The organism is Synechococcus sp. MIT S9503 (assembly GCF_047304175.1).
Lineage (GTDB): Bacteria > Cyanobacteriota > Cyanobacteriia > PCC-6307 > Cyanobiaceae > Synechococcus_C.
Window position 1 is genome coordinate 1,243,840 of the sequence record NZ_CP138955.1, and the last position, 26,892, is coordinate 1,270,731.

Here is a 26,892-nt window from a genome sequence, read left to right on the forward strand (position 1 = left end):
TCACTGCAGAACCCAGCTCAGTGACATGAGCAGCAGCACGATGGCGCCGACCACTGTGAGCACGTAGGACTGGGTCTGACCGCTGATGCTCAGCTTCAGACCTTCGGCACTGGACAGGGAGAAGCGGGCCAGGCCATGCAGCACACCATCGACGACATTGCGGTCGAACCAGCCGGCGAGCTGCGAGAAGGTGGCCACCACATTGACGATCGTGACCCTGTAAAAACGCTCGGTGTAGAAGTCGTAGGCGAGCAGATCCTGAAACCAGCGCAGGATCGGATTGAGTGAGCGGGACCAGGCCTTGTTGAGAGGAACGAGTGCACCGGCAAGCAGACCGGCGACTCCACTGCCCACCACCAGAGCTGCTGCCCAGAATGGAAAGGCCAGCAGACCATCCAGGGATTCCAGACGAATCAGCAGGAATGGGGTCAGCACCACGATCACGGTGAGAGCCACCATCGGCAGTGCCATCTGCCAGTTGATCTCTGCCGCCCGGCGGGTCTTGGCGAGTGAAGGTCCAAGGAAGACCTGACGGAACACCCGTGTGAGATTCAGAGCTGTGAGGGCATTGGTGATCAGAAAAACGGGCACGAAAACCGCCGCTCTCGCTCCGACCAGCTCGACGGCCTGAGCCAGGCAGAGGAATCCTCCGAGCGGGAGCAGACCGACCAACCCTGCGCCGCCAACGAGGAAGGAGCCTGTCGTTGCCGGCATACGGCTGCCCAGGCCACCGAGTTCCGTGATGTCCTGGCAGTTTGTGGATGCGATCACTCCGCCCACGCTCATCGAGAGAAGTGCCTTCGACACGGCATGGGCATAAAGAAGCAACAGAGCCAGAACGGGCACCTGAAGGGAAATGGCGATGAACACCAGACCGAGATAGGCGGTCGTCGAATACGACAGCGTGCGCTTGATATCAACCTGGGCGATCGACACCAGTGAACCGCCGATGGCGCTGATCGTTCCGATCACCTGAAGCACCACCAGGGTGACAGGGGCATGCTGCAGCAGGGGCATGACCTTGAGCAGCACGATGGCTCCGCAGGTCACCACCACAGAATTACGCAGAATCGAGGCGGGATTTGGGCCCTCCATGGCCTCATCCAGCCAGAGATGCATGGGGAACTGAGCGCACTTGCCGGTCGGACCAGCAACCAGCCCCAGGCCGAGAAGCGTTGCAGCCAGTGGGGTGAGCGTGTCCTGGGCCGACCAGCTGTAGAGATCATCGAAGCCCGTCACCCCCGACCAGGCCGTGAGCGCCACCACACTCATCAGCAGCATCACATCACCAACGCGCTTGGTGAGAAATGCATCACGGGCGGCGGTGACCACAAGCGGCTGGGCGTACCAGAAGCCCACCAGCAGATAGGTCGAGAGGGTGAGCATCTCCAGAAGGAAATAGCTCTGAAAGAGGGAATCGCTCAGCACCACGCCGGACATGGCACCTTCAAAAAACCCGAGCAGGGCGAAGAAGCGCGCCAACGCCCACTCCTTGTCGAGATAGCCCAGCGAATAAATCTGGGAGAGAAGGCTCAGCCCGGTGATCAGCTCGAGTGCTGAAACGTTGGTGAGGGAGAGGCTGAAGCTGATCTCCAGATTGAGATCACCGACGGACAGCCATGGCATGCCGATCACCGCTGGACCATTGGCCATGACGTCTCTCAGGACAAGACTGCCGTGAATCACGGCCAGCAGGGTCAGAAGGATGTTGAGATAGGCCGGAGGACGATGGGCGTCTCTTCGGAACCAGCCGAAAGCCCAGGGAAGGGACACCAGCATCCCTGCGAATCCATAGAGCGGAATCAACCAGGCGGTCTGAATTGGCAGCGATAGAGCTGAAGTCAAGAGCAACGAGACCTGAAAGGCCGTCGAGGTTCGTGTTGGCCGCGGAATCTAGTCCGAAATGATGCACACGAACGTTATTGATCAGCTGCGTCGTCGCACATTGGTAGGCAGAAGTGCGGGCTCAACCTCCTGATGGGGGCGGGCGATGATATGGGCCGCCACAAGGCCGTCACCAACACGCTCACAGGCATCGGCACCGGCGCGCACCGACGCGTTCACAGCACCGGTCTCGCCACGAACCATCACCGTGACATAGCCGCCGCCGACATATTCGCGGCAGATCAGCTGCACTTCAGCCGCTTTGGTCATGGCATCCGCCGCCTCGATCGCAGGCACCATGCCGCGGGTTTCAATCATGCCGAGAGCAATGCCCTGCACCGGAGGTTCCGCAGCTGCCGCGGCCGCCCCGGAGGCAACACGGGATCCCGATGAGCCGGAGGACGAGGAGGAGCGACGGGAGTTGGCACTGCGCGCTGCCACGGAACGACCGGAACTGCTGCGGGCAGAGCTGCTGCGCCGGGTGGTTGTTGAGGTGCTGCTGGCGACGGGCGTCACATCAATCGTTGCCGAAGAGGCTGCGGAATCAGAGCCGGCCGCGGCCGCCTGGGATGCAGTGGTTTTCTTCGCCCCGGAGGACAGCCGGCCGGAGGCTTTTGCAGACACTGACGTCGTTGATGCTGCAGCGGTTGATGCGGAGGAGCGACGACGGGGAGCTGATCTAGCCATGGGAAGTGATGAGAAGGATGGGGTGAAGAACGGGAAGAGATCTGTTACCCATCAGGCATCCAGTGGTCGATGATTCCACTGATCGTCAGATCCGTGAGAACTTCGCTGTTGGGACAGGCAAATCGGGCTGCCGAGCCACTGGCGGTGAACACCCAGTTGCCCTTCCTCGCTCCAACAGGATCAACGGCAACGAGCTGCTTGCCCTTGTTGTTTTTGAGCACGCGCAGGTGCATGTGATCAAGCCCTCCCACGCGATAGGAGCAGACCAGGGTTCCCATCACCTGCATGATCTCCATCAGCTCAACTCTCCCGATTTGGGGGCTGGTGAGGGCTTGGGGGCTTCAGGAGAGGCAGGGACTGATGACGGCGGCTTGGGTGCGTCGGGATCCCAGTGGTCAATGATTCCCACGATGGTGAGATCACTGGGGTAGGACTTGCTGCCCGCCGCCTCGCGCGCAGCGGAGCTGCCCACGACGATCACCCAGTCGCCGGGCTTGGCACCGACCGCATCCACAGCAACTTTTTTGGAGCTGCCGTCTAGTACCACCTGCAGATGCCTGTGCTCCAGTCCAGGAATCCGGTTGGTCGAGACGAGCGGCTTCAGAACCTTGACGATCAGCATGGTCAGTGAGCCTCCTGCTGGACGGGATCGAGTGTGGAACCTACCGCCACCGCCGGGTGTGGCTGGTCGCGGTCGCGAATGGTCAAAAGGGTGTGAAGAAGACCCTCATTGACGAGCGTCGAATACCGCTCATCAATGGCCTTCTGGATTCGATGACAATCAGCGATGGCGCGCTCCCTGGCACCTGGAACCTTGCCCGAGTAGTCAAAACGCACGACGACAGGAATCGGAAGATCGCGCGCCACATTGAGGCCTTTGAAAATTTTCACTCCCACATCCAGATCCGGCGCTCCCTGCTCAACGGTGTCGAGATGGGCGAAGTAGGTCAGGTTGCGAAGGTGCACCTCCTTGAAACCGATGCCGACCCCGATGAAACGCTCCGCATGCCCGGCATCCGGGTAGGGACCGTGATGAAGCGAGCGAACATAGTCCTGCTGGGAGATGTTGCTGACAAGCAGCCGTGTGATGAAGCGAACCATCCCCTCGTCGGGCGCAGACGACACATGGGTCTGCACTGCGGCCTGAACGGCATCTCTGGCCTGCTGCACCGTGAGCGAAGAGGTGCTCTCGTAGAGCGCCCTCGCACAGAGCCACTGATCCAGAAGGATCTCACCGTTTTCAGCGGGGACATGAACCCTGATGGCATCGGTGTCCGTGTCCAGGCCGACCAGAAGCAGGTCAACGGAAGCGCCACAGCAGAAACTGTTTTCAACCGCTTCACGGAAGTCATGCAGACGTTGAAGCCCCGAGGCGGCAGCCAGAGAATCATCACTGCCGTGGGCAGCACAGCCCTGATGCGTCGGATCGAGAGAGCTGAAGTGGTAGGCCACCACCTTGAGATAGCGCGTCGGAGCATGCGCCTCGTTGGGAACCTGCTCGCGGAAACGGCGATGCTCGGTCTTGATCCAGCGATTGACGGTGTTCTCAACATCGAACATCGCGCCGGCATGCGAACGGCGACGCACAGCGCTGAACGGGATGCGCAGTGCGTAGGCGATGGTGTGGGCCAACCGGCCATCCGCGCAGGGAGTCACATCCAACAGATGGAATCCACAGTCGAGAAGGAAGCCATTGAATTCCTCCGAGGCCTGACTGCCTGATGCCGCCTTCAGGGGATCGTCCTGGAAGAAACGCTCGCTGAACAGCTGATGCGACTGGAACACACACCATGCGAATAATGCGCGCATGTCAAGGGGCCTGACCCAGGACTTCTCCAGAATGTGATCGGGGAGATCGAAACCGAGCTCGGAGCGGGCGATGCGCTGAGCCTGTATCAGAAAGTCAGGCTCATGCTGTAGAGCGGACACTCGCTTGAGCAGTGGCACGATCCGATCGAAGCGACCTTTCACTTCCAGCTCGTAAACCCTGAGCCGGTCGTTGGCCTCCTGATCGGTCAGTGGATGAATGTCAACCGACCAGGGAAGTGAGGTTCTGCTGAGGTTGACGGCAACGGCATTTCCAGACTCTGCGCGTTTGATCCTGGCTTGATTGAGGGGTTTGGGGCGACGGCGATCCGCCTGGGTGCGAATGCGACTTCCTGAAACCGCTCCAGCGTTGGGAAGAGCCGCCTTTCCTGATGTCGCCAGAGCCTGGCGACGCTGCAGCGTGGTTTGCCGCGTTGTGCTGCCAAGCAGTGCGTTGGACTCCTCAGCTGAAGTGCTGGCTCCAGGAGTGGTGATTCGCTGAACAAGCGATTCCTGAAGCTGGCGCCGGGTTGGAGCCGTGGGCGCAAGGGGTCGCCCGCCACGGTTTGGCATGGAGCGAACCATTCGCGAATCAGCCCCTTGCTCCGCCGGAGACAGTGATCAGGGAACCTTTGTCGGTGTTGCCGTTGGAGCCTGTCACCGGACTGACAGGCCAGTCTTCGTGAACATTGCGCTTTCGTTCGAACGGAGCCATGGCGCCCATGGGGCCGGGACGGCTGGGATTGCGACGACGGGCTGACGCCCCTTCGGTTCCTGTGACATGCTCGCCACGATCCCAGTCATCACCCGTCACCTTGGTGGAAGAACCTTCGCCGGTAACACGGGAGGAGGGCTGAACTGCAGGCTCACTGACAACAGCCACGGTTGGCTGGAACTGGCGACGCTGAAAGTCACGGTTATCGAAGCGGAACTGCTCCGTTCCGGTCACCTTGCCGCCGGCCATGTCGAAGGGACCTGTGATTCGATGACCCTGTTCATAGGAAGTTCCGGTGACGGAGCCCTGTGAGTCTCGCTGTTGCTGAGCTGCACGGGCGGGTGACATCACGCTGAAACGAGTCCAGGCAGCACCCTCCGGAGATTGGCCGTGGGTTTCGGTCCCGGCCGGAGCATCGGCGCCACAGGCTGCGGCAAGTTGATCGGCGCCCACATAGGGAGTGCCGGTGATCGCTTCGCAGGCTCCGCGCTTGTCACCGGTCATCACGCCACCGACTCCGGGCTGGATTCCGGTCATGGCTGCGGAGGGAGTGCCGGGACGCACAGGCGTACGCTCGCGGATTGCCTGAACAGCCGGAGTTCCGCAGTGCTGACCGGCCTGTTCGAGACCTGCATAGGGCGTACCGGTCACGGCCTGACAGCTGCCGGGCTCATCTCCGGTCACACGCTCGGAACGGCCGGTGCGGGTTCCACTCACCACCTGATTGCGATTGGTGATGCTGAAACCGACCTTGGCTGCCTCGGGCTCGGGATTGGTGCCGCAGAAGCCGTTGACCTGCTCGGAGCTGATGTACTGGTCACCTGTGACGCGATGACAGGACCCGAACTCGTCGCCGGTCACCTGGGAGGAGCGACCAACCATGGTGCCGGTGACACCGGTTCCTGAGAGCGTGGCGGAAAGGCCGACTTTGGTCGCAGGACGACCATCGGGGAGAGGGTCGGAACCGAGATACTGATCACCTGTGAGACTGCGATTGGCACCGGCTTCATCGCCGGTGACACTGGCGGAACGGCCGACCATCACACCACTCACAGGGCGGCCTTCAAGAGTGAGACTGTGACCGACCTTGCGCGGTGATGGGTTGGATCCACCGCAATAGGCAGCGGCCTGATCAGCGGAAATATATTCAGTTCCCGTCACGCTTTTGCAAGTGCCGGGTTCATCACCGGTGACCTTGCCCGAGCGACCGACTTCGTTGCCCGTCACCCGGTTGCCGTGACTGGTGGAGGTGACACGCACCTTGTTGGGCGTTGTCGGATCGGGGGTCTGCTGACAGAAAGTTTGGAACACCTCCGTACCGAGATACTCGGTGCCGGTGATTGAGCGACAGGTGCTGGCTTCATTGCCGGTGGTTTTGACCGAGCGATTGGCCTGGGTGCCTGTCACGGTCTGGCCGGTGGTTGTGATGCTTTGCCCAACTTTCCAGTGGGCATCAGCAGCAGCGGCCTGCTTGGCACCATGCCGATTGGGGCCGCACGGACGGGTGACACCGGCGTTCTGCTTGCTGATGGCACCGGCTCTGGCCCGCAGCTCACGCACCTGTTGAGCAATCTCCCGGCTGGAGAGATCGGGGTTGGCCTGACGCGCAACCGCAGCCGCACTGGTGGGCTGCTTGCCTGCGGTTTTGCCGTGTTTCGACATGGCGTCGCGACGCGCCAGCACCAGAGCACGGCTGGGGTTTTCGATCGAACGCCTCTTGGGGGTGACTTTGCGACGATCAAGACCGGATCGGCCTGCACCGGAGCGCGGAGTCAGCTCGACAGTGACGGCGGGACGATCGGTTTTCTCTGGGGCGGAAACTGCCGCTGCAGGGGCTTCACGCGCTACGTCAGCGCGGTTGCGATCACGACTGGTGGACGCAGACTTGCCTCGACGCGACAGTGCTTCACGGCGGGAGAGCACCAGTTCACGGCTGGGATGACGCTGCGCCTTTCCCTGGGGACTGCGTGAGGGAGCCGCTGTTCTACCCAGTGAGACCGGGGACTGCGGGACAGTTGCTGCGGGTGCTGACGTCGCTGGCTGAGCAGGAATGGTGGCCTCGGTGCGCGTCGGACGGGCATCGCTGACCGTTCTGACCCGATTGTTTCCACCGATCGCGGCGGACGCTTTCTTACCCGAGGTGGTCAGCGCTCTGCGGCGCTCAAGTGCGAGTTCTCGACTGGAAAGTCTTGCCATGTCCGCCCGGTGAAGTCGTCAAGGAGCAGGGGGCGCTGCCCCCTTAAAAACTGGAGCCCTGAACGGAATTCAGGGCTTGGAACCAAGGGTTCGAGGGTTCAGCGACCTTCGAAAACCACGAAGCAGGCACCCTGGCTCTGGGTGTAGGCGTCGTAACCGACGATGCGCACGTGGTGGTCGGGGTAGGCGCGATGGCAGGCCTCGAGCTCACTCACGACAACATTGAGATCCTTCTCGCCGAAGAAGGGCAGCTTCCAATAAGACCAGTAGGTGGCCATGGAGTTGCTGGGGTGGACATGCTCAATGAGCGGGCTCCAGCCCTGGGCGATGATGTAGGCGATCTGGTCGTAGATCTCGTCCTGGGTCATCGGCGGAAGAAAGCCGAAGGTCTCCAGGGTGGCGACTGTTTTGTAGTCACCCACGGTGCTCTGGAAAGGCATGGGGATCCTGGGTGTAAGTAAAAGGTTTGGCCGGTCACTGGAACCGGCCGTGGTTGCGATCAGCTCTGGACGTCGAGCTTGTCGACGGTGTCGAACTCGAACTTGATCTCCTTCCAGGTCTCGAGGGCGATGGCCAGCTCAGGGCTGTGCTTGCCGGCTTCCAGGAGGATGTCGCGGCTTTCCTTCTCGATCTCGCGACCGGCGTTGCGTGCCTTGACGCAGGCTTCAAGAGCCACGCGGTTGGCAGCAGCACCAGCGGCGGAACCCCAGGGGTGTCCGTGAGTACCACCACCGAACTGCAGAACGGAGTCGTCACCGAAGATCGCCACGAGTGCGGGCATGTGCCACACGTGGATACCGCCGGATGCAACTGCGAACACGCCGGGCATCGAGCCCCAGTCCTGATCGAAGAAGTTGCCGCGGCTGCGATCTTCAGGAACGAAGGATTCGCGCAGCTGGTCGATGTAGCCGAGGGTGGTCTGACGATCACCTTCCAGCTTTCCGACCACGGTTCCGGTGTGGAGCTGGTCACCACCCGACAGACGCAGACACTTGGCAAGGACGCGGAAGTGGATGCCGTGCTTGGGATGGCGGTCAATCACCGCGTGCATGGCGCGGTGGATGTGGAGCAGCATGCCGTTCTTGCGGCACCACTTCGACAGACCGGTGTTGGCGGTGAAGCCACCGGTGATGAAGTCGTGCATGATGATCGGCATTCCGAGTTCCTTGGCGAACTCGGCGCGCTCATACATCTCTTCGGGAGTGTTGGCGGTCACGTTCAGGTAGTGACCCTTGCGCTCACCGGTCTCCTGCTCGGACAGCTTAATGGCTTCCGCAACGAACTCGAAGCGGTTCTGCCAACGCTGGAAAGGCTGGGAGTTGATGTTCTCGTCGTCCTTGGTGAAGTCCAGACCGCCGCGCAGGCACTCATAGACAACACGGCCGTAGTTCTTGCCACTCAGGCCGAGCTTCGGCTTGATGGTGCAACCCAGCAGGGGACGGCCGTACTTGTTCATCCGGTCGCGCTCGACGCAGATGCCGTTCGGGGGGCCGTAGCAGCTCTTGATGAATGCAATCGGGAAGCGGATGTCTTCCAGACGCAGATGGCGAAGAGCCTTGAAGCCGAACACGTTGCCGACCAGAGAGGTCAGAACGTTGGTGATGGAACCCTCTTCGAACAGGTCGAGGGGGTAGGCGATGAAGGCGTAGAAGGATTCCTTGTCACCAGGAACGTCTTCGATGCGGTAGCAGCGGCCTTTGTAGAACTCGAGATCGGTGAGGAGCTCGGACCACACGGTGGACCAGGTGCCGGTGGAAGATTCGGCCGCCACAGCTGCGGCGACCTCTTCCTTGGGCACACCTTCCTGGCCGGTGCACTTGAAGCAGGCCAGCAGGTCAGTGTCTAGGGGGACGTAATCCGGAGTCCAGTAAGTGTCTCTGTACTCCTTTACCCCGGCGTCGTACTTCTTGCTCATAAGAAAACTCCGTTAAGTCGTTGAAGGCGCGTGAGTTGATGGGACCTCGACATTCAGAGGCTCAGCCCGTCTCAGTCCTTCTGACCAAGGAAGTTGCCGTTGCCCAGTGCAGGCTCAACCTCACGGTGGGGGCGGGCAATGATGTGAGCAGCCACAAGGCCGTCGCCAACGCGCTCACAGGCATCAGCGCCAGCGCGCACAGCGGCGTTGACAGCGCCGGTTTCACCGCGCACCAGAACGGTGACGTAACCGCCACCGACGAACTCACGACCGATCAGGCGCACTTCGGCAGCCTTGGTCATGGCGTCAGCCGCTTCGATCGCAGGAACGAGGCCGCGTGTCTCGATCATGCCGAGAGCGATGCCCATGGTTTCGTTAGCCATTACCTACCGGGAATAGGGGGGGGATGTTCGCCGGTGACATTGCTCTGCCGAAGGTCGGCACGTCAAGAGCTAATGACCTTTCTCGGGATCACTGTCCGTAGTGAACCTGATAAGCCCTGCTGATCACCCTGTCAGGGACTGATCTAAAACGCTGTGCATCTCAGCGTCAGCGGCCCCACACAAGCGATGGCAGAACAGGAAAAGATTCATAGCGTTGACCTCGGATACCTGAAAATCCGGGTTTTCCGGGTGGGATGTTCAACCTGTCCAGGTCTCCGCTGATGGCAGAAGTTCAGAAGACTTACACCTGATCACACACAATGGTGCTCCTTATCCGGAGCCGCGCTTTGCGCACGCTGATCATCGCCAGCGGCAATCCTCACAAGGTTGCTGAAATCGAGTCGATGCTCGGGCCGATCGACGTGGAGGTTCAGCGACAACCCGCCGATCTCGATGTTGAGGAGACAGGTGTCACCTATTTCGAAAATGCTCGGCTCAAGGCCTGCGCAGCAGCGGCAAGAACTGGATCTTGGGCTCTTGCTGACGACTCCGGTCTCGAGGTTGATGCTCTCGACGGAGCTCCGGGGCTCTACACAGCGCGACTCGCCGCCAGCGATGCGGAAAAGCTGTCGAAACTGATGCTGGCCATGGCTGATGTTCCCTACCGGAGTGCCCGTTTCCGCAGTGCCATGGTGCTCTGCTCTCCCGATGGTGATTGCGATGAACAGTCAGAGGGAATCTGCTGGGGTGAACTTCTCTGCGAACCCGCCTATCCGGGAGGCGGCATCGAATCCCTCTTCTGGGTGCGAGAGGCAGGATGCAGCTACGGAGAGCTGAACCCCTCCCAGCTATCGAAGCTGGGCAGCCGTGGCAAGGCGGCGCGTGCACTGGCACCAGGGCTGCGCAGAAGACTGCAGCTGGATTGAACGCTCAGCGCAGTGCAGCGCTGCGGTTCACGATCTCGATCGCACGCATGGCCGCGGCCGCAGCCTCCTCAACATCACCTTCCCGCCCCGCAAGGGTGAGACGTCCAAAAGCACCCACCGCCTTCACATCCACAAGCGTGATGTTGGAGGCCTTTTCCGCTTCATTCGCGGCGATCAGCACATAGCCGGCGGGTTCGGTCTCCAGGATGAACATGCTCATCCCCGCCTCGATCATCGAGCCACGACGGTTCTGGCGATTGATCAGCACGGCATGGTCAGGAGTGATGGCCCTGATCACTTCCGTCCAGCTCACTTCGGCCGGATTGCGCTGCTCAATGGAACTGCCGATGGCCTCGAGGACCACATCACCGGAATGGAGCACTGTGCTCTGATCCCTGTGGTAGAGAGCCATGGAGCCAAAGGCCCGCTCAACCACCATCTGTCCCAGACGAACATTGCTGGCTTTCAAGGCGATGTCGGTGACCCGGTGCACGGCCATGCCCGGCGAAACCTCCATCCAGAGGCAGGCGTCGCCTGGGATCGGCAGAAATCCCTGGCTCACCGATCCCATGTAGGCAGCGAGCTGTGGCTGAAGGGAGTCGATGAAAACATGCGTGCGGAGCTCGATTGACTCCAGCAGGCTGTTTCTCCGCTTCAGCAGAGTGGATTCTGAATCCGTGGTGATGATGCGGCCTGCACCACTCTCAGAGGTCTCAACCTCCGTACCGGTGACGAGAGCGCTACCGCCAACCCGCCGCTCCCTGGCGTCGAAGCCGGCAAAACGATTCATGGCGCGGATCTTACCGGAAGCCGATCAAGAAGCAGCAGCGCCTGCTCTTGCCATGCGGAACTCAGCCGATAACTTCGGCCAAATCTCCCTGTGAGCCATGGCTTCCACCCGTAAAACAACCGAGGAACCTGGCCGGCTTTCGACCGAGCTCAACGCGGAACAGGCCCTTGGGCTTGTTAGCTACAGCCTGATGCAGCGTCTTGCCAGCGAAGGCCAGACCGAGATGCCTTGGCTGGAAACGGATGGGAACAGCCATGCCGGGATGGTTCGGCAGCTGCGTCAGAGACTCGAACTCACGGCCCTGGCCGTCGAAAGCGGTGCTCCTCTGACAACAGCTGAGGTCACCTATCTGCTTGGAGCAAGGCCTGGCACGGAAACGGTTGAGCGTGGCGGCCTCAGGGCCCGTCGGGTCAGCCGCAACGTCTGGCGGTTGAGTCGCATGGATGATTCGGATGGTCGCAGCGGCGGCAGCTTCGCTGATGATCGCTTTCGCCGCCGTCTCTGAGACCAGACTCAGAACTCGGACTCGGGCGGGGCGTCAGCAGCAGCCGACTCATCGGCGTCGATGCACACGGTTGCTGACATGAGTTGCCGACGTGCCTCCAGCAATGGAACCGCCTTGGCCTTGAGTTGCTCAGAAACCTCCGCAAGGGTCAGATCCTTGCTTTTGCTGACTTCATCAACGGCGTTGCTGAAGATGCCCACCTGATCGCGATACTCCTTCACCTCAGCCCTCTCAAGCTGCTGCTCAGCCCTGTTGAGAGCTGAGAGTGCAGCCTTGAGCCTCTCGCCGGCTTTCTGAGCATCTGCAACGGTGGATTCGGGAGACAAATTGTTGACAGTGTCCGTTGCGGCATCAACATCAGCCTGGGCATCACAAACGGTTTCCACCCCTTTGACCACCTGAATCTGATCGTTGTCAGCCCTTTTATCGGCTGACTGGCAGGCCATAACAGCAAGGCTCAGAGCAAAGGCGACGGCAAGAATACGCAGGGACGCCATCAGGGGGCCGGGTCAACGGCCGAAATGTATCCAGATTGGTGGAATCGGGCTGTACTGATCCCGAAGAGTTTCAGACGCCTGGGCAGCTGGGCCCATCCGGAGTCATGGTGAAGGGAAGGAGAGCTCAGGAATCCCGATGGGCGCCAATCTGAGAAAGGAATCCGGACCCCGGGAGGTGTTCTGCGGCCTGACGTCCATTGTCTGGCTGCATCGACGCATGCCCGATGCGTTTTTCCTTGTGGTGGGATCACGCACTTGTGCCCATCTGATTCAAAGCGCTGCGGGCGTGATGATTTTTGCGGAGCCCAGGTTCGGCACGGCCATCCTCAATGAACGGGACCTGGCAGGTCTGGCGGATGCCCACGACGAACTGGATCGAGTGGCGCGGGAATTGCTCGGGCGACGTCCCGAAATCCGCACACTTTTTCTGGTGGGGTCATGCCCGAGCGAAGTGATCAAGCTCGATCTGGCCAGGGCTGCTGAACGTCTCAATGAGGAATTGCAGGGACGGGTTCGGGTGGTGAACTATTCCGGCAGCGGTATTGAGACCACATTCACCGAGGGGGAGGACGGCGCGCTCTCAGCCCTTGTGCCGTTCCTCCCCAGCTCCGATCGGCGACAGCTTCTGCTTGCTGGAACCCTGGCGGATGCGGTTGAGGACCGCCTGATTCATCTGTTCGCGCGACTCGGAATCGAGACGGTGTGCAGTCTTCCGCCGCGGCAATCCACGGAACTGCCGGGTGTGGGACCCGGCACCACCGTGCTGCTCACCCAGCCCTTCCTGAGCAGCACCGCACGATTGCTTAGGGAACGGGGCGCCAGGGTGCTGAGTTCACCGTTCCCGCTTGGCGCGGAGGGAAGCCGCCGTTGGATGGAGACCGCCTGCAGAGACTTCAATCTGCCGGCGGATCGGGTCACCTCCGTGCTGGATCCGCTGGAAGAACGGGCACGCATGGCCCTTGAACCCCACAGAGCGGAACTGGCGGGGAAACGCATCGTGCTGCTGCCGGAATCCCAGCTGGAAATCCCGCTTGCACGCTTTCTGCAACGGGAATGCGGCATGGAGCTGGTGGAGGTTGGAACGCCCTATCTGAACCGCGAACTGATGGGGCAGGAGCTGGACCTGCTGCCGGAGGGCACCGAGGTGACGGAAGGTCAGCATGTGGAACAACAGCTTGACCGGGTGCGCGAACGGCATCCGGATCTTGTGGTTTGCGGAATGGGCCTTGCCAACCCCCTGGAAGCGGAGGGAATCACCACCAAGTGGTCGATCGAACTGGTGTTCAGCCCGATCCATGGCATTGATCAGGCCGGAGATCTCGCCGAACTGTTCTCACGCCCCCTGCGCCGCAGACAGCTGATTCATCCAGCTCTGCATCCGCAGACATCCCATCCCTCCATTCACGCCTGACTTCCATGCAACTGACGCTCTGGACCTATGAAGGACCGCCGCATGTGGGAGCCATGCGCATCGCCGCCTCGATGAAAGGGGTGCACTACGTGCTGCATGCACCGCAAGGCGACACCTACGCAGACCTGCTGTTCACGATGATCGAAAGGCGGGGGCAGCGTCCTCCGGTGACCTACACCACCTTTCAGGCGCGTGACCTGGGAGGCGACACCGCTGAACTGGTGAAACGGACGGTTCGCGAGGCAGCGGAGCGTTTCCAGCCGGACGCCTTACTGGTTGGCGAGAGCTGCACCGCAGAACTGATTCAGGATCAACCGGGAGCCCTCGCCCAGGGCATGGGCCTGAACATGCCCGTTGTGACGCTGGAACTGCCCGCCTACAGCAAGAAAGAGAACTGGGGGGCAGCGGAAACGCTCTATCAGCTTGTGCGCAATCTGCTGAAGGCTCAGGTGCCTGATCAGCCGCAGCACGATCCCAAGGCGTGGATGGCCACGGGCCGCCGACCTCGCGTGAATCTGATCGGCCCCTCGCTGCTGGGGTTTCGATGCCGCGATGACGTGCTCGAGGTCCAGCGACTGCTCACCCTGCACGGCATTGATGTGGGCGTGGTTGCTCCGCTTGGAGCCGGCGTCAGCGACATCCAGCGCATCCCGCAGGCGGATCTGAATGTCTGCCTTTATCCGGAGATCGCCGAATCAAGCTGCAGCTGGCTGGAACGGAACTTCGGGATGCCCTTCACGCGCACGGTGCCGATCGGCGTCGGCGCCACCCACGATTTCCTGGTGGAGGTGCACACACTTCTCGGCCTGGATCCCCCAACGGACGAGGAGGGCTACCGATGCTCGAGGCTGCCCTGGTACTCGGAATCCGTGGATTCCACCTACCTAACAGGCAAACGGGTGTTCATCTTCGGTGATGGCACCCACGCGCTGGCAGCAGCACGCATCTGCAGCGAGGAACTCGGCTTCAGAGTGGTCGGCCTCGGCACCTACAGCCGTGAGATGGCGCGATCGGTGCGTGCAGCCGCTCGGGAGCTCGGCCTTGATGCACTGATCAGCGATGACTATCTGGAGGTGGAGGCGGCCATGGCCGAAGCCGCTCCGGAACTGGTGCTTGGCACCCAGATGGAACGCCACAGCGCCAAACGCCTGGGACTGCCATGCGCTGTCATCAGCACACCGATGCATGTGCAGGATGTTCCTGCACGCAACAGCCCCCAGATGGGTTGGGAGGGCGCCAACGTGATCTTCGATGCCTGGGTCCATCCGCTGATGATGGGCCTTGAAGAACACCTGATCGGCATGTTCCGCCATGACTTTGAGTTTGTGGACGGGCATCAGAGCCACCTCGGCCATACCGGTGGCAAGGAACAGGCCGTGGAAGAGCCCAGTTCGGGGGCAGTGGCAGGCGCTGAGCAGCAGGGGCCGGTTTGGACCGCCGATGGAGAAGCTGAGCTGAAGAAAATCCCTTTCTTCGTGCGCGGCAAGGTACGCCGAAACACCGAAACTTACGCACGCCAGGAAGGACGCCTGGAGATCAGCAGCGAGACTCTCTATGACGCAAAAGCCCACTACAAGGCATGAGCAATTGCACTCAATTTCTTTTAATCAATTAAAAGAAAATAGAACAAGTAAGAAATCATGAGCAGAGGATCTTTCATTTGTTGGTGAATATCGGCGCTGGTGCATCTGTTGCTGTTGAATGAGATTGATTCCTTTTGCAAAGGTCGCTGCATGACCACGACCCTGACGCGACCGGCCGACGGAGAAGGCAGCGTGCAGGTCCTTCAGGACCCATCGCTGAACATCCAGGAGGAGACCCTGGTGATTGCCGTCTATGGCAAAGGCGGGATCGGGAAATCCACCACATCCTCGAATCTCTCAGCCGCCTTCTCGAAGCTGGGCAAGCGGGTTCTGCAGATCGGCTGCGACCCGAAACACGACAGCACTTTCACCCTCACCCACAAAATGGTGCCCACGGTGATCGACATCCTCGAGGAGGTGGACTTCCACAGCGAGGAGCTGCGACCGGAGGATTTTGTGTTCACAGGCTTCAACGGCGTGCAGTGCGTTGAAAGCGGAGGCCCCCCGGCCGGCACAGGTTGCGGGGGTTACGTGACCGGCCAGACCGTGAAGCTGCTCAAGGAGCATCACCTGCTGGAAGACACCGACGTGGTGATTTTCGATGTTCTCGGAGACGTGGTCTGCGGGGGATTCGCCGCACCGCTGCAGCACGCCAACTACTGCCTGATCGTGACCGCGAATGATTTTGATTCGATCTTTGCCATGAACAGGATCGTGCAGGCGATCCAGGCCAAAGCGAAGAACTACAAGGTGCGCCTCGGTGGTGTTGTTGCCAACCGCTCCGCCGATACCGATCAGATCGACAAGTTCAACGAGCGCACGGGCCTGCGCACGATGGCTCATTTCAAGGATGTGGATGCCATTCGCCGCTCCCGCCTGAAGAAGTGCACCATCTTTGAAATGGACGACGACGACGAGGCGGTGCAGGCCGTTCGCGAGGAGTATCTGAAGCTGGCTCAGAACATGATCGACAAGGTCGAACCCCTGGAGGCCACCTCGCTGAAGGATCGGGAGATCTTCGATCTGCTGGGATTTGACTGAGGCCTACTCCTTCACCCCCAGCCCCACCAGTTGCATGGTCAGATCCCAGACCCTCTCAGCGGTCTGGGAATCGGTCACCTTGTCGGACAGTTCCTGGCTGAACTGCTGACCGTTTTTCGTCTGACGATTGCCCCAGCTCCAGTGCACCCCTGATTCAGCGAACTCCGGATCGGCCACAACCTGAGCGACACGCTCCCCGGCCAGTGGCTGGGAGACATAGCCGCCGGTGATGTTCTTCTGAAACCAGGGAAAGATCTTTCTGAAAGCCCTTGGGGTGTTACGGAAAAGCGGCGTGTCCGCAACGCACCCTGGATAAAGCGACGTGAAACTGATGCCGGTGTCGGGGTTGAAGCGACGGTGCAGTTCCTGCGTGGTGATCATGTTGCAGAGCTTGCTGTCCTTGTATGCCTTCCCTGGTTTGAAGCGCTTGCCGCTGGCCATCGACACCGGCTCCCTGAAACCGGCCTCGAAACCTGAGAGATCACCGAGATCAGCGGGAGCCGGAATCGGAATCTTGCCTCCAAGCTCCTTCGAATTCGCCGTGACAGTGCCGAGAATCACCACACGGCGTGAGGGGTGTGACGACGCTCCGAGCCGATTCATCAGCAGCTGAACCAGCAGAAAATGGCCGAAGTGATTCGTGGCCATCGAGATCTCGTAACCCTGCGGGGAACGCTCCGGCCGCTTCAGCTTGGGTTTGTAGACGGCGGCGTTGCAGACCAGCGCATCAACTTTTCCAGGGAGACTATCCACCGCCTGACGGACACTGTCCAGATCACCGAGATCCATCAGCACATGCTTCAGCCGCTCCGGGGGAAGATCCAGCGCGTCAGCAGCGGCGGCGGCACGCTGAGGGGAGCGGTTGGCGGTGATCACGGTCCAGCCCTGTTGCACGAGAGCGCTTGTGGCATGCAGGCCGACCCCGGAGGTGGTTCCGGTGATCAGAACAGTGCCTGGGAAGGGCATCGGAAGGATCGGTGCAGATCGCTCAGTCTGCCGGTCGGATGAATGACCCTCCGGCGATCGGTCATGAATTGCAGCGGGCTGCCGATCAGCGCCAGATCACGCGCAGACGGTTCGGAGCAATCCACTGTTCCTGCTCATCCATCAAGCGCTCATCCCCGCCAAGCGTGAACAGGGTGTCGAAACGATGTTGAAGCCCCTGCAACTTGCTGGCCTCCACATCCACAACAGCTGCAAGTTCTCCATGCCGGTCGAGCCGCTCCTGGTAAGCCATCGACAAGCGCACGACGCTGACCACACCGAGGAAGATCAGACCACCCTTCACTGCTAATGCGAGGGAGCTGCACAACAATTCCATCCGGTCGTTCTGCTGCTGAAGCAGAGCCGCCAGTGAGGCGGCATCAGGCGCTGAGGTAACGGCTTTATGCATGACCGCTTGTAACGCGGCGCACCGTTCATGCCAAGAGGCCCGTTCAGCTCAGGCGTTGTAGAGACTCACGCACAGACGGATGGCGAGCACACCGGCGTGGGCAGCCACCACGAGAGCGATGAGGATTTCGGTCTGGGTAAGGGTGCTGACCATGACGGAAGCCTGAAACCATTGCATTCTTTCCTGCGCAGGCCTCGGGGCGCCATCATTCGCAAAGGCCTGTCACACCCGCATGGAAGCCCTGAGTCCTGATTCCCTGGTGACCATCGACGCAGAGGCGATCAGAACACTGAGTCTGCAGGCACTTTCAGGCTGGATGGAACGCCCGCTCCAGAAACTGCTCGATGACGGTGCTGCACTGGAACTGCGCTATGAATGGCCTCGACAGGCCGATGACCCGAGAGAGCTGAGCGAGTGTCCTGAACCGCGGCTGTGGGCACTGCGCGCTGACGCCCGATACCCATGGCTGCCTCTGTTGCTGGACCGAACCGGAGGAAGCCTTGCTCAGCACGTGGCGATGCTGGTTCCACATGATTTCAGCCCAAGTGAAGGCATCCGCTTTGACCCTCAGGCTCTGGAGCTTTGGATCACCCATCGTCTGATGCTGCTGGACCAGCTGGGCAGCTCGACGAACGTGTCCGGAGGACAGCGGGGCAACCTCAGCCTGATGGCTGCCAGCCTCGGTTTCGAGCTGGATGGAGGCTTCTGGGAGCTGCTCGATCAATCGCCAGCAGGGATGCCGTGAAGAGCTGGACTCGATTATCTCTGCTGTTGCTGGCGTTCTGCACCGGGAGCTGCGGAACCCAAGCGCAGCTTGTCACTCCGACGCGTTCCCCGGAAGTCGCCAGGGCAAAACCCTCGCCGCTGCCGTTGCCACCCGGCCAGAGCGGCCCGACTCAGGAATTGCTGGTCAGCCTGCATGGGAAGCGGTTGCAGCTCACAGCCCGACGCTCCGACCTGAAGGGCAATCATGAACAGCCCCTGTGGCTGCTGGAACTGCGCCAGGGCAGCAACATCCTGGCCAGATGGCCTGCAGTGAGCGGGACAGCCAGCAGCCAGGGCCTGGACCGTCGCTGGTCTCCTGGCAACGGAGCCCCACTCCCCGTGGGCGAGTACAACCTGGCCCCGCCGGAACCCTGGGGTGAGGACATCTGGGTGAATCTCACGCCCCGTTTTGACACCAGCCGCAGCGGACTGGGCATTCATCACTGCAACCCCGGCAGCGGCTGCCTGTGCCTGCCGGATCGTGCCTCCCTGCTGGCACTCTCAGCCTGGATGCAGCAGGTCGACCTGCAAGAACTGAGTGTGCTGAACTGATCCGGAAGGATCAGCCTCCCTGCAACGCCAGCTGAATGGCTCTGCGGCCACTGTCAAAAGCAAGCAACACCGAGAGCGCTCTGAGCAGCAATGCGAGCGTTCCTGGATTGACACGATCCAGCCGGGATGCAGTCCACTGGGCTGCGAACGCCGCGACGGCTCCGAGCAGAAGACCCAGCATCCACTGGCCGCGTCCGTCATGAAGGAACTGCAACGAGGCAGCACTCGCTGAGCAGGCCACTGCGAGGGTGCTGAGACGAATCGCCTGACGGATCGGCACTGACAGCCCACTCACCATCAATGGAACCATCAGCAAGCCTCCACCGAGGCCGAGCATGCCCCCCGCCAGCCCCGCGACAACTCCCACAGCCATGAGACCGAAGAGAGGCAGAGGCTGATCACGCTCCGCTTCAAGATCGCCGCGATCACCACGAATCATCAGTGCCAGCAGCAGATAGAGCAGGGCCTGGAGCGTCAGCAGCTGCCAGCCTGCAGCCAGTCGTCCGAGACGGCTGAACACCAGAGCGGTGACAAAGGCCGACAATCCGATCGCCATGGCCGGCCTGAGCGGCAGATTGCGCGCTCGCCAGTGGGTGTAGCTGCCACCGATCGCCGTGGGCACGATCGCGAACGTGCTCGTGGCCAGGGCTTGATGGGGGCTGAGCCCCATCCAGAGCAGCAGAGGAGCGAAAATCAGTCCACCACCGATTCCCAGCAGACCGGCCAGAGCTCCCGCCAGGAGTCCCAACGGCACGGCCAGCAGCACGTCCGCCAATGTCATCGCCGCCATGACGCTGCCAGCATCCTGCCGCTCCGAGCGATCAGGCGGTGGTCGCCTGCTGCCGGACCTGAACCTCAGCGGTGCCGAACAGATGGCGCTGGACGCTCTTCTGCTCGAGCACTCCTGGACTCTGAAGCTGACCGGACCGGTGCTGCGCTTCTATCGCTGGATCAGACCATCACTTTCCCTGGGCCGACATCAGAGGGAGCTTCCGGGTTCATGGCTGAGCCTGGCCAGAGCAGGTGAGCTGGATCTGATCCGGCGACCCAGCGGCGGAGGTTCCGTGCTGCATGCGGGCGGGCTGACCTATGCGCTGGTCTGGCCTGACCCCCCGCGACAGAGACGGGAGGCTTACCGGCAGGTGAACCGCTGGATCACCTGCGGCTTCTCGGAACTGGGCGTCAGTCTCAATCCCGGGGATGCACCTGCGCAGGGAGGAGCCGTTGACTGCTTTGCCCGTTCCACAGCGGCCGACCTGGTGGATGCGGAAGGAACCAAACGCATCGGCAGCGCTCAGTTCTGGCAGCACGGTCATCTCCTGCAGCACGGCGAAATTCCACTGACCCCTCCTGCTGATCTCTGGAGAGCCGTGTTCGGCAACGATCCACCGCGGTGGACACCGTCATCACCTGATGCCGCAGCGGTTCAACGCGCGCTGATCTCCAGCTTCAGCAAAGGACTGTCGACTCACGACTGGACTGATCGAGCACTAAGCCCTGAAGAGCGAAACCTCATGCAGCAGCGCGCCGAGGCTTATCGACTGGACGCTCCAGCGCTCTGATCATCCAGAAGACCTGAAGCCTGCATGCTTTTCACCACCTGCGCCAAAGGCATCCCGAACGGATAGGTGTTGGAACGCCGGGCGGCCGTGAGCATGGCCTCGGGCAGTTTCACCGACAGACCCTTGAGAACGGCTTCACCCAGGTCACACCGGTCGAGAGTCCCATCAGGAAGACCGGCCGGACCCAGAACAAGCAGGCGGCCCTGTTCGGTTGCCTCCAGTTCGACCACCGCTTCCCAGAGAGGTGACGTCTGCTGAATCGATGGAAGACGATCAAGCGGTTGGAGATGATCTCCGATGGTCTGACGATCCCACTGCTGAACGGGCAGATCCTTGAGAGGCTGATCTGTGATGAAGCCGATCCAACGGCCTCCCCGGCAGACCAGCACCCAGTCGGGAAGGCAGGGATCGCCGTTGTCCGCAGCCCCCAGACGCAGTTTGCTGAGGCTGCGCAGGGTCTGGTCCGCCTCCACCACCCGGAATCGTCTCGAGGTTGCCGGCCCGACGGTCTCCCTTTTGAGCACCTGTTGCAGAGCCAGGGTCTGGGTCTGGGTGCGGGAGGCACTCATTCCGAACCAGCCAAGCAGCACCAGCCAAAGACCGGAAAATCCGCCGCCCCTGAGCAAGATCCAGAAACCGATCATGACGGCCAGCAGAGACAGGAAGCGGCCGCTGGCTGTCGCGACCTGGATTCCCCGACGTTGGCTGCCGGTCCATTGCCACACAAGGGATTTGAGTATCAGGCCTCCATCCAGCGGTAAGCCGGGCAGCAGATTGAACAATGCCAGCACCAGGTTGAGACCTCCCAGCTGAGCCACCAGATTCCCCAGCAGGGGACTCACATGTTCAGCGGAATGCACGCTGTACAGGAGCACGGCGCCGAGAACCAGACTGACCGCAGGCCCGGCGGCAGCCACCCTCAGGGAGCCCATCGCCGTGGAGCATTCGCGTTCCACCCGGGCCACTCCACCCATCAGAAACAATGTGATGCTGCTGACCTTCACGCCTTCACGCAGTGCCACCAGCGAATGTCCAAGCTCATGCAGCAGCACGGACACGAACAGCAGCAGTGCAGTGAGCAGCCCCATCAACCAGCTAATCCAGACGGCACCCTCAGCAGCTGGGAGCTTGGCGACCTGCTGCTGAAAGGCCATGGTGAACAGCACCAGCACGATGAACCAACTGGGATGAACCCTCAGAGGAATCCCGCCGATGCGCATCAGTTGCCAGCCGTCACCCAAATGCTTCTCCGGCCGGCTAGCCGGGAGTGTTGTCTCAATCCTAGAAAGGACATCAACAGCTGTTCCCCCATGGTCGATCAGGGGCTGTCCCTCAAGATCTGCGGTCTGACCGACAGCGACCAGGCCTGTGAGATAGCAGCCATGGGGGTTGATGCGATCGGCGTCATCGGTGTGCCGTCCACTCCACGTTTCGTTGAGCCGACCCGACGCAGGGAGATCTTCGCGAGACTGGCCCAGGAACATCCCCAGCTGAGACGCGTCTGGGTAATAGCCGACCTCAGCGACAAAGATCTTGCATCAGCGCTGACCGGGGAGGGACAACCATCGGTGGTGCAGCTGCACGGCGAGGAATCAGCAGAGCGATGCGCCGATCTGCGTCAGCTGTATCCCTCGATCCGCTGGTGGAAGGCCCTGCGGCTTCGGGAACAGGCCGATCTCGAACGCATCGACGCCTACGCCACCAGTGTGGATGCCTTGCTTCTTGATGCCTGGAGTCCGGAGCAGCTGGGAGGAACGGGGCATCGCCTTGACCTTTCCTGGCTTGAACGCCTGCAGGAGCGGATCAGCAGCGATCTACCTTGGTGGCTGGCCGGGGGCATCAGCGCTGAATGGGTTCCCGCACTGGTGAATCAGGTCAGTCCTTTTGGTCTCGATGCCTCAAGCAGGCTGGAGCACAGCCCTGGAGTGAAGGATCTCCATCGGGTCGAGGCGCTAATCAAGGCAGTCCGGATCCATGCCGCCGACCAGGGATAGGTTGAATCCACCCACCACAGTTCCCATGTTCCGGGCCACGTCACTCTGCCTCACTCTGATGGCGGCAGCCCCTCTTGGGCTCTCAGCCCAGGGCATGCTGCCGGGATGCCGACTTGAAAACGGCAGTCTGCAGTGTGTGCCTGGCATGACGGCCAGCCCGCAGCAACAGATCCAGGTGCTCGATGGACAGATCGACCAGGGACTTCAGCGGGAAGGCCATCTTGAGCAAACCATCGAAGGACTGAAGCGCTTCGTGCTGGCCGGACAAGCCAGGGAAGGTGCATTGCTCGAGGCTCAGCCGATGCTCCAGGGAGCGGAGGTTGATGAACTCGGTGTCCACTGGTATCGCCGCGGTGAGCAGGGGAACTGGATCCTGATCGAGTCCGCGTCCGGCACTACCTACCAGGTCAGTGCGGATGATCAGCAAAGCACGATCATGGCTGTGCTGGTCGTGCGCGACAGCAACGGCAAGATCAAACGCATCAGCAGCAATGCGATTGGCCCCGTCACCGATTGAAGCTCAGACAAGGTCTCAATTCGGGCAGCGCAAGAAATCAGCCGCAGTTCAGATTCCGTACGCCTGCTGCTGACGCACGAGTTCGAAAAATTCCTGCTTCAGGCTTGGATCGTGGCGGAAATCACCCCTAACCACGGAATTAACCATACTTGATTGAGGCTCCTTCACTCCCCTCAACTTCATGCAGTAGTGCTCAGCTTTGATGATGATGCCCAGACCTTGGGGCTCACATAATTTCTCAATTTCATCAGCAAGAATCATGACAGCTTCTTCCTGAATGTGAGGTCTTGAGAAAACCCAATCCGCAACACGACTGAATTTGGACAAACCAATGACTCGCTCTCCTGGCTTGATTCCAATCCAGACATTTCCAATGATTGGAACGAAGTGGTGGGAACATGCAGATCTCACTGTCATGGGCCCGACGGTATAGATCTCGTCTAGCTTCTTTGCGTTAGGAAAACTTGTGACTTTGGGTTGATCGTGATAACGACCCTTGAAAACCTCATTGATATACATTCGAGACACACGCTCGGCTGTTTCACGAGTGTTGTGATCATTTTCAATGTCAATGACCAGAGTCCTGAGAAGATCCCGGACTCGGTCCGCAACCTCCACTCCCAACTCAATCAGCTCACCAGGCTTGATATATTCGGCGATATTGTCATTAGCCAAAAAGGAACCACCATCATTTTTAATTCTTTCACGAATACGTGCAGAAACAGAGGTCAAAATTTCAATATCACTTTTAGCAGCTTTTTTAGACATCTTATTTTTTTTAGAACCGGAGTCGGAGAGCTCACCGGCCTGAACGGGGATGATTGAAGTCATGTCAAACGTAAGGGGATGCTGCTAAGTGGCAGATGGTGAGTAATTCAGAATGCGCCTGTAGAAGGCATGAGCGTCATGTCCTCAATCACCTGGGTCGACGGTTGTTTCGCAAGATGAAGAAGCGCTCCCGCTGCTTGATCTAGAGGTATCATCGCACGCCGGTCGAATGAGCTGCTCACGGTTGGAGAATCCCACAAGGATGAGTCCACTGAACCGAGTGTGAGAGTGCAGGCTCTGATTCCGTTTTGACGTTCCTCTTCCGCCAAGCAACTCGTGAAACTGGCCAGAGCAGCCTTGGAAATGCAGTATGCGCCCCAGCCCGGGAAAGCATTTCTGGCCGCATGACTGCTCACGTTGATCACCAACCCACCCGCTGGCCTCATCGAAGGGATGACGGCAGCGCACATCTGAAAAACGCTGGTGAGGTTGAGCTGAAACAGCCAGTTCCACTGTTCCAGGGGCATCTCGAGCAGGTCCCCGGTCCACGCAGCACCAGCATTGTTGATGAGAACGGAAGGGCGAAGACCCTGGTTCAGCAGAGTTTCGATCCCAGGAGCAATGGCGGTTGAGTCTGTGAGATCGATCGCCTGATGGACAACACGAACGCCAAGCGCGCTCAGCTCAGACTGAAGAGACTGAAGAGCAGCATCACTGCGCGAAACGAGCAATAGATCCCACCCTGCTTCAGCAAAAGCCTTGGCAGCTGCATGACCGATTCCACGCGATGCACCGGTGATCAGAACGGAAGGCAAGAAACGCGTGCAATCAATTCGATTTTAAGCAACCTGATCAGCCCCTGTGGAGGCGGCATCCAGGAAACGCCCCATGGCCCTGAATTTCCTGTAGCGCTGATCCTTCAGGTCTTCGATAGACAGAGCCAGAAGCTCGTCGAGATGGCGATTCAGCGCAGCTTTCAGCGTTTCACCTGCCTCTAAAGGAGCCCAGTTGTTGCCACCTGCAGGTTCAGGCAACACCTCGTCCACCACGCCGAGGCTGAGAAGATCCTTTCCGGTGATGCGCAGAGCAGCAGCCGCCTCGGACGCCTTCGCCGCATCACGCCAGAGAATCGAAGCGCAGGCCTCGGGGCTGGCAACGGTGTAGACGCTGTGCTCGAACATGATCAGCCTGTCGGCGACTCCGATTCCAAGAGCACCGCCTGAACCCCCTTCGCCGATCACCGTCGCGACAATCGGAACTCGAAGGCTGAACATCTCGCGAAGATTCACGGCAATGGCTTCGCCCTGCCCCTGCTCCTCGGCCAGCAGGCCGGCGTAGGCCCCAGGGGTGTCGATGAAGGCAAGGATCGGCAGGTGGAAGCGATCGGCATGTTCCATCAGACGTAGAGCCTTGCGATAACCGCCAGGGGTGGCCATGCCGAAATTCCTGGCCACGTTTTCCTTGGTGTCACGGCCCTTCTGATGGCCGATCAGCAGAACCGATCGATCACCGAGGCGACCGATCCCTCCGATCAGAGCCTGATCATCACTGCCACGACGGTCACCATGCAACTCGATCCAGTCATCACAGAACATCTGGATGAAGTCGAGAGTGCTGGGCCGATGCGGATGACGGGCAACCTGAATTTTCTGCGCCGGGCTCAGAGAGCGGAAGATTTCGTCTCGACGGCGCGCCGCCAGTGTCTCGAGCTGCAGCAGCTGCTGACTGACATCCACCTCTGAATCCCTTGCCAGCTGGCGGATCTGCTCGATCTGCTGTTCGAGCTCCACAAGCGGTTTCTCGAAATCAAGCAGAGGGCGGCGGGCCATGGTGAAACCAGGGAGAGACTTCAGACAACGACAGCCTGGGGCTGCCCTTGAAGATTGAGAGTGGAGAAACCGTGGCGCACTGATGCCGCACCGATGAAGTCCATTCTCTCCAGAGTGATGTTGTTACGCCCCCAGCTGAAGTTGGTGTGGCACTCCTCAAATTCAAGCAGCATCGCTTCAGCGAAGCAGGCGAACATCTGGCGCTGAGGCTTTTCCATCTCGGCGATTTCCATCATCGTCCAGCCGATGTCAGTGCAGAACTCAACGATGCCACCCTTCAGCACGTGAACGCCTTCGGATGCAACTTTGGCATCGAGATTCTTCGGGTAACCCCCGTCGATCATCAGACAGGGTTTTCTGAGCGTGGAGGAATCGATTTCCAAAGTGCGAGGCATGCTTGCTACCCAGACCACGACATCAGCCTTGGGAAGCGCCTGTTCGAGGGTGAGCACTTGTCCACCACCGAGTTCCGCCTGTAGATCCTTCAGGGGCTGCTGCTGACGTGCCACCAGCAGCAGCTCTCCAACACCTGTTCGATTGGCAAGCCAGCGGCAGACAGCACTGCCGATGTCTCCTGTGGCACCCACCACGGCAACCTTGGCCTTGGCGAGATCGATGCCGAGCAGAGGTGCGTTGTTCTCAACCTGTCGGCTGATGACCCAGGCCGTATGGGTGTTTCCTGTGGTGAATCGCTCCCACTCCAGCGTCGTGCTGCGCACGTGCTGATGCTGGAGAAGATTGAAATTCTCGAAAATGATCGAGGTGAAACCGCCGAGAGCCGTGATGTTGATGCCTTTCTTCTGAGCCAGTTCCATGGCGTTGAGCACCTTGCGTCGAGCCGTTTTGAAACGGCTGAGCATTTCGGGCACGAAACAGGAGTCGATGTAGGCACCTGAGATGGTTTTGCCCGTGGCGCTGGTGACCTCCACGTTCTCGACCAGCTGAGGCGGTGCACTGCACCAGACATCGAGATCACCGTCGGCGATGTGATCAAATCCAAGATCGGAGGCTTTGCGCCTCGCCGCCTCAAAGCTGGTGGAATGCCCGATCAGTCCAAACATGTACTGCCGACGGTCGTCCGTGTGCGCATTGAATAAACCTCACCTCAAAGGTGAGCTGATCTTTCATGATCCCATGAAGGCACGTGAAAACAAAAACGTGCCTGTGTTCAAA

At 60.2% G+C, this 26,892-nt stretch carries 30 protein-coding genes; 10 read left to right on the top strand and 20 right to left on the bottom strand.

The window, feature by feature from the left end:
- From SIB56_RS07110 to SIB56_RS07150, 9 genes are all read right to left on the bottom strand, one after another.
- Positions 1 to 1,845 (bottom strand): NAD(P)H-quinone oxidoreductase subunit F, encoded by a 1,845-nt coding sequence (locus tag SIB56_RS07110; RefSeq protein WP_413326810.1) that lies wholly within the window; start codon positions 1,843 to 1,845, stop codon positions 1 to 3.
- Positions 1,846 to 1,926: 81 nt separating this feature from the next.
- Positions 1,927 to 2,571, bottom strand: coding sequence for a BMC domain-containing protein (locus SIB56_RS07115; protein WP_413326812.1), 645 nt, complete (start codon positions 2,569 to 2,571; stop codon positions 1,927 to 1,929).
- Between the two features lie 44 nt (positions 2,572 to 2,615).
- On the bottom strand, positions 2,616 to 2,867 hold the full coding sequence (locus SIB56_RS07120) for a carboxysome peptide B (RefSeq protein ID WP_413326814.1): 252 nt from the start codon (positions 2,865 to 2,867) through the stop codon (positions 2,616 to 2,618).
- Positions 2,867 to 3,193, bottom strand: a complete 327-nt coding sequence (locus SIB56_RS07125) for a carboxysome peptide A (protein WP_413326816.1) — start codon at positions 3,191 to 3,193, stop codon at positions 2,867 to 2,869. Before SIB56_RS07125 ends, SIB56_RS07120 begins: the two co-directional genes overlap by 1 nt.
- Before the next feature lie 2 nt (positions 3,194 to 3,195).
- Positions 3,196 to 4,962, bottom strand: coding sequence for a carboxysome shell carbonic anhydrase (locus SIB56_RS07130; RefSeq protein ID WP_413326818.1), 1,767 nt, complete (start codon positions 4,960 to 4,962; stop codon positions 3,196 to 3,198).
- Between the two features lie 7 nt (positions 4,963 to 4,969).
- On the bottom strand, positions 4,970 to 7,288 hold the full coding sequence (locus SIB56_RS07135) for a CsoS2 family carboxysome shell protein (RefSeq protein ID WP_413326820.1): 2,319 nt from the start codon (positions 7,286 to 7,288) through the stop codon (positions 4,970 to 4,972).
- A gap of 98 nt (positions 7,289 to 7,386) precedes the next feature.
- On the bottom strand, positions 7,387 to 7,728 hold the full coding sequence (locus tag SIB56_RS07140) for a ribulose bisphosphate carboxylase small subunit (RefSeq protein WP_066905746.1): 342 nt from the start codon (positions 7,726 to 7,728) through the stop codon (positions 7,387 to 7,389).
- A gap of 59 nt (positions 7,729 to 7,787) precedes the next feature.
- Positions 7,788 to 9,203, bottom strand: a complete 1,416-nt coding sequence (locus SIB56_RS07145; RefSeq protein ID WP_066905748.1) for a form I ribulose bisphosphate carboxylase large subunit — start codon at positions 9,201 to 9,203, stop codon at positions 7,788 to 7,790.
- Positions 9,204 to 9,274: 71 nt separating this feature from the next.
- Positions 9,275 to 9,586, bottom strand: coding sequence for a BMC domain-containing protein (locus SIB56_RS07150; RefSeq protein WP_006169870.1), 312 nt, complete (start codon positions 9,584 to 9,586; stop codon positions 9,275 to 9,277).
- Between the two features lie 320 nt (positions 9,587 to 9,906).
- Between SIB56_RS07150 and SIB56_RS07155 the strand changes: the two genes are divergently transcribed.
- Complete coding sequence (locus tag SIB56_RS07155; RefSeq protein ID WP_413326824.1) at positions 9,907 to 10,512, top strand: non-canonical purine NTP pyrophosphatase; 606 nt, start codon at positions 9,907 to 9,909, stop codon at positions 10,510 to 10,512.
- A gap of 4 nt (positions 10,513 to 10,516) precedes the next feature.
- Here SIB56_RS07155 and SIB56_RS07160 read toward each other — a convergent pair whose 3' ends face one another.
- Entirely contained in the window at positions 10,517 to 11,302 is a 786-nt protein-coding gene (locus SIB56_RS07160) for a BMC domain-containing protein (protein WP_413326826.1), read from the bottom strand.
- A 97-nt stretch (positions 11,303 to 11,399) separates the two neighbouring features.
- Here SIB56_RS07160 and SIB56_RS07165 point away from each other — a divergent pair, with 97 nt between their 5' ends.
- Positions 11,400 to 11,807 (top strand): hypothetical protein, encoded by a 408-nt coding sequence (locus tag SIB56_RS07165; RefSeq protein WP_413326828.1) that lies wholly within the window; start codon positions 11,400 to 11,402, stop codon positions 11,805 to 11,807.
- Positions 11,808 to 11,815: 8 nt separating this feature from the next.
- Here SIB56_RS07165 and SIB56_RS07170 read toward each other — a convergent pair whose 3' ends face one another.
- Positions 11,816 to 12,304 (bottom strand): hypothetical protein, encoded by a 489-nt coding sequence (locus SIB56_RS07170; RefSeq protein ID WP_413326830.1) that lies wholly within the window; start codon positions 12,302 to 12,304, stop codon positions 11,816 to 11,818.
- Between the two features lie 136 nt (positions 12,305 to 12,440).
- Here SIB56_RS07170 and SIB56_RS07175 point away from each other — a divergent pair, with 136 nt between their 5' ends.
- From SIB56_RS07175 to bchL, 3 genes are all read left to right on the top strand, one after another.
- The gene (locus SIB56_RS07175) at positions 12,441 to 13,715 is read left to right on the top strand and encodes a ferredoxin:protochlorophyllide reductase (ATP-dependent) subunit N (RefSeq protein WP_413326832.1); all 1,275 of its coding nucleotides are present in this window, start codon (positions 12,441 to 12,443) and stop codon (positions 13,713 to 13,715) included.
- Positions 13,716 to 13,720: 5 nt separating this feature from the next.
- Positions 13,721 to 15,298: a ferredoxin:protochlorophyllide reductase (ATP-dependent) subunit B gene (locus tag SIB56_RS07180; RefSeq protein ID WP_413326834.1), complete on the top strand. Its 1,578-nt coding sequence runs from the start codon at positions 13,721 to 13,723 to the stop codon at positions 15,296 to 15,298.
- Between the two features lie 150 nt (positions 15,299 to 15,448).
- Positions 15,449 to 16,339, top strand: coding sequence for a ferredoxin:protochlorophyllide reductase (ATP-dependent) iron-sulfur ATP-binding protein (gene bchL / locus SIB56_RS07185; protein WP_413326836.1), 891 nt, complete (start codon positions 15,449 to 15,451; stop codon positions 16,337 to 16,339).
- Positions 16,340 to 16,342: 3 nt separating this feature from the next.
- On the opposite strand, the gene SIB56_RS07190 is transcribed toward bchL, so the two are convergent.
- The 3 genes from SIB56_RS07190 to psaM all read right to left on the bottom strand — a co-directional run bounded on the left by SIB56_RS07190 (position 16,343) and on the right by psaM (position 17,885).
- On the bottom strand, positions 16,343 to 17,305 hold the full coding sequence (locus tag SIB56_RS07190; protein WP_413326838.1) for a protochlorophyllide reductase: 963 nt from the start codon (positions 17,303 to 17,305) through the stop codon (positions 16,343 to 16,345).
- Positions 17,306 to 17,390: 85 nt separating this feature from the next.
- Positions 17,391 to 17,732, bottom strand: coding sequence for a hypothetical protein (locus tag SIB56_RS07195; RefSeq protein WP_413326841.1), 342 nt, complete (start codon positions 17,730 to 17,732; stop codon positions 17,391 to 17,393).
- Positions 17,733 to 17,780: 48 nt separating this feature from the next.
- Positions 17,781 to 17,885, bottom strand: coding sequence for a photosystem I reaction center subunit XII (gene psaM, locus SIB56_RS07200; protein WP_413326843.1), 105 nt, complete (start codon positions 17,883 to 17,885; stop codon positions 17,781 to 17,783).
- Between the two features lie 79 nt (positions 17,886 to 17,964).
- Here psaM and SIB56_RS07205 point away from each other — a divergent pair, with 79 nt between their 5' ends.
- Together SIB56_RS07205 and SIB56_RS07210 are read left to right on the top strand one after the other, a co-directional pair.
- Positions 17,965 to 18,477: a CRR6 family NdhI maturation factor gene (locus tag SIB56_RS07205; protein WP_413326845.1), complete on the top strand. Its 513-nt coding sequence runs from the start codon at positions 17,965 to 17,967 to the stop codon at positions 18,475 to 18,477.
- A complete protein-coding gene (locus SIB56_RS07210) occupies positions 18,474 to 19,049 on the top strand; it encodes a hypothetical protein (RefSeq protein WP_413326847.1) in 576 nt (191 codons plus the stop codon). The genes SIB56_RS07205 and SIB56_RS07210 overlap by 4 nt, the downstream gene beginning before the upstream one ends.
- A 10-nt stretch (positions 19,050 to 19,059) precedes the next feature.
- Here SIB56_RS07210 and SIB56_RS07215 read toward each other — a convergent pair whose 3' ends face one another.
- A complete protein-coding gene (locus SIB56_RS07215) occupies positions 19,060 to 19,830 on the bottom strand; it encodes a TSUP family transporter (protein WP_413326849.1) in 771 nt (256 codons plus the stop codon).
- 7 nt (positions 19,831 to 19,837) lie between these two features.
- Here SIB56_RS07215 and SIB56_RS07220 point away from each other — a divergent pair, with 7 nt between their 5' ends.
- Positions 19,838 to 20,611 (top strand): lipoyl protein ligase domain-containing protein, encoded by a 774-nt coding sequence (locus SIB56_RS07220; RefSeq protein ID WP_413326851.1) that lies wholly within the window; start codon positions 19,838 to 19,840, stop codon positions 20,609 to 20,611.
- On the opposite strand, the gene SIB56_RS07225 is transcribed toward SIB56_RS07220, so the two are convergent.
- Positions 20,584 to 21,852: a site-2 protease family protein gene (locus SIB56_RS07225; protein ID WP_413326853.1), complete on the bottom strand. Its 1,269-nt coding sequence runs from the start codon at positions 21,850 to 21,852 to the stop codon at positions 20,584 to 20,586. The two genes, SIB56_RS07220 and SIB56_RS07225, sit on opposite strands and share 28 nt — an antisense overlap.
- A 69-nt stretch (positions 21,853 to 21,921) precedes the next feature.
- Between SIB56_RS07225 and SIB56_RS07230 the strand changes: the two genes are divergently transcribed.
- Complete coding sequence (locus SIB56_RS07230; RefSeq protein ID WP_413326855.1) at positions 21,922 to 22,605, top strand: phosphoribosylanthranilate isomerase; 684 nt, start codon at positions 21,922 to 21,924, stop codon at positions 22,603 to 22,605.
- A gap of 25 nt (positions 22,606 to 22,630) precedes the next feature.
- Positions 22,631 to 23,122, top strand: a complete 492-nt coding sequence (locus SIB56_RS07235) for a hypothetical protein (protein ID WP_413326857.1) — start codon at positions 22,631 to 22,633, stop codon at positions 23,120 to 23,122.
- A gap of 48 nt (positions 23,123 to 23,170) precedes the next feature.
- Here the strand turns inward: SIB56_RS07235 and folE are convergent, their stop codons facing one another.
- The 4 genes from folE to SIB56_RS07255 form a co-directional block, all read right to left on the bottom strand.
- Complete coding sequence (gene folE / locus SIB56_RS07240) at positions 23,171 to 23,890, bottom strand: GTP cyclohydrolase I (RefSeq protein ID WP_413327207.1); 720 nt, start codon at positions 23,888 to 23,890, stop codon at positions 23,171 to 23,173.
- A 107-nt stretch (positions 23,891 to 23,997) separates the two neighbouring features.
- The gene (locus tag SIB56_RS07245) at positions 23,998 to 24,705 is read right to left on the bottom strand and encodes an SDR family oxidoreductase (protein ID WP_413326859.1); all 708 of its coding nucleotides are present in this window, start codon (positions 24,703 to 24,705) and stop codon (positions 23,998 to 24,000) included.
- 24 nt (positions 24,706 to 24,729) lie between these two features.
- Positions 24,730 to 25,719 carry an acetyl-CoA carboxylase carboxyltransferase subunit alpha gene (locus tag SIB56_RS07250; protein WP_413326861.1) on the bottom strand — a complete coding sequence of 330 codons (990 nt, stop codon included), beginning with the start codon at positions 25,717 to 25,719 and terminating at the stop codon, positions 24,730 to 24,732.
- A 20-nt stretch (positions 25,720 to 25,739) separates the two neighbouring features.
- A complete protein-coding gene (locus SIB56_RS07255; RefSeq protein WP_413326864.1) occupies positions 25,740 to 26,780 on the bottom strand; it encodes a long-chain acyl-[acyl-carrier-protein] reductase in 1,041 nt (346 codons plus the stop codon).
- Positions 26,781 to 26,892: the final 112 nt, after the last annotated feature.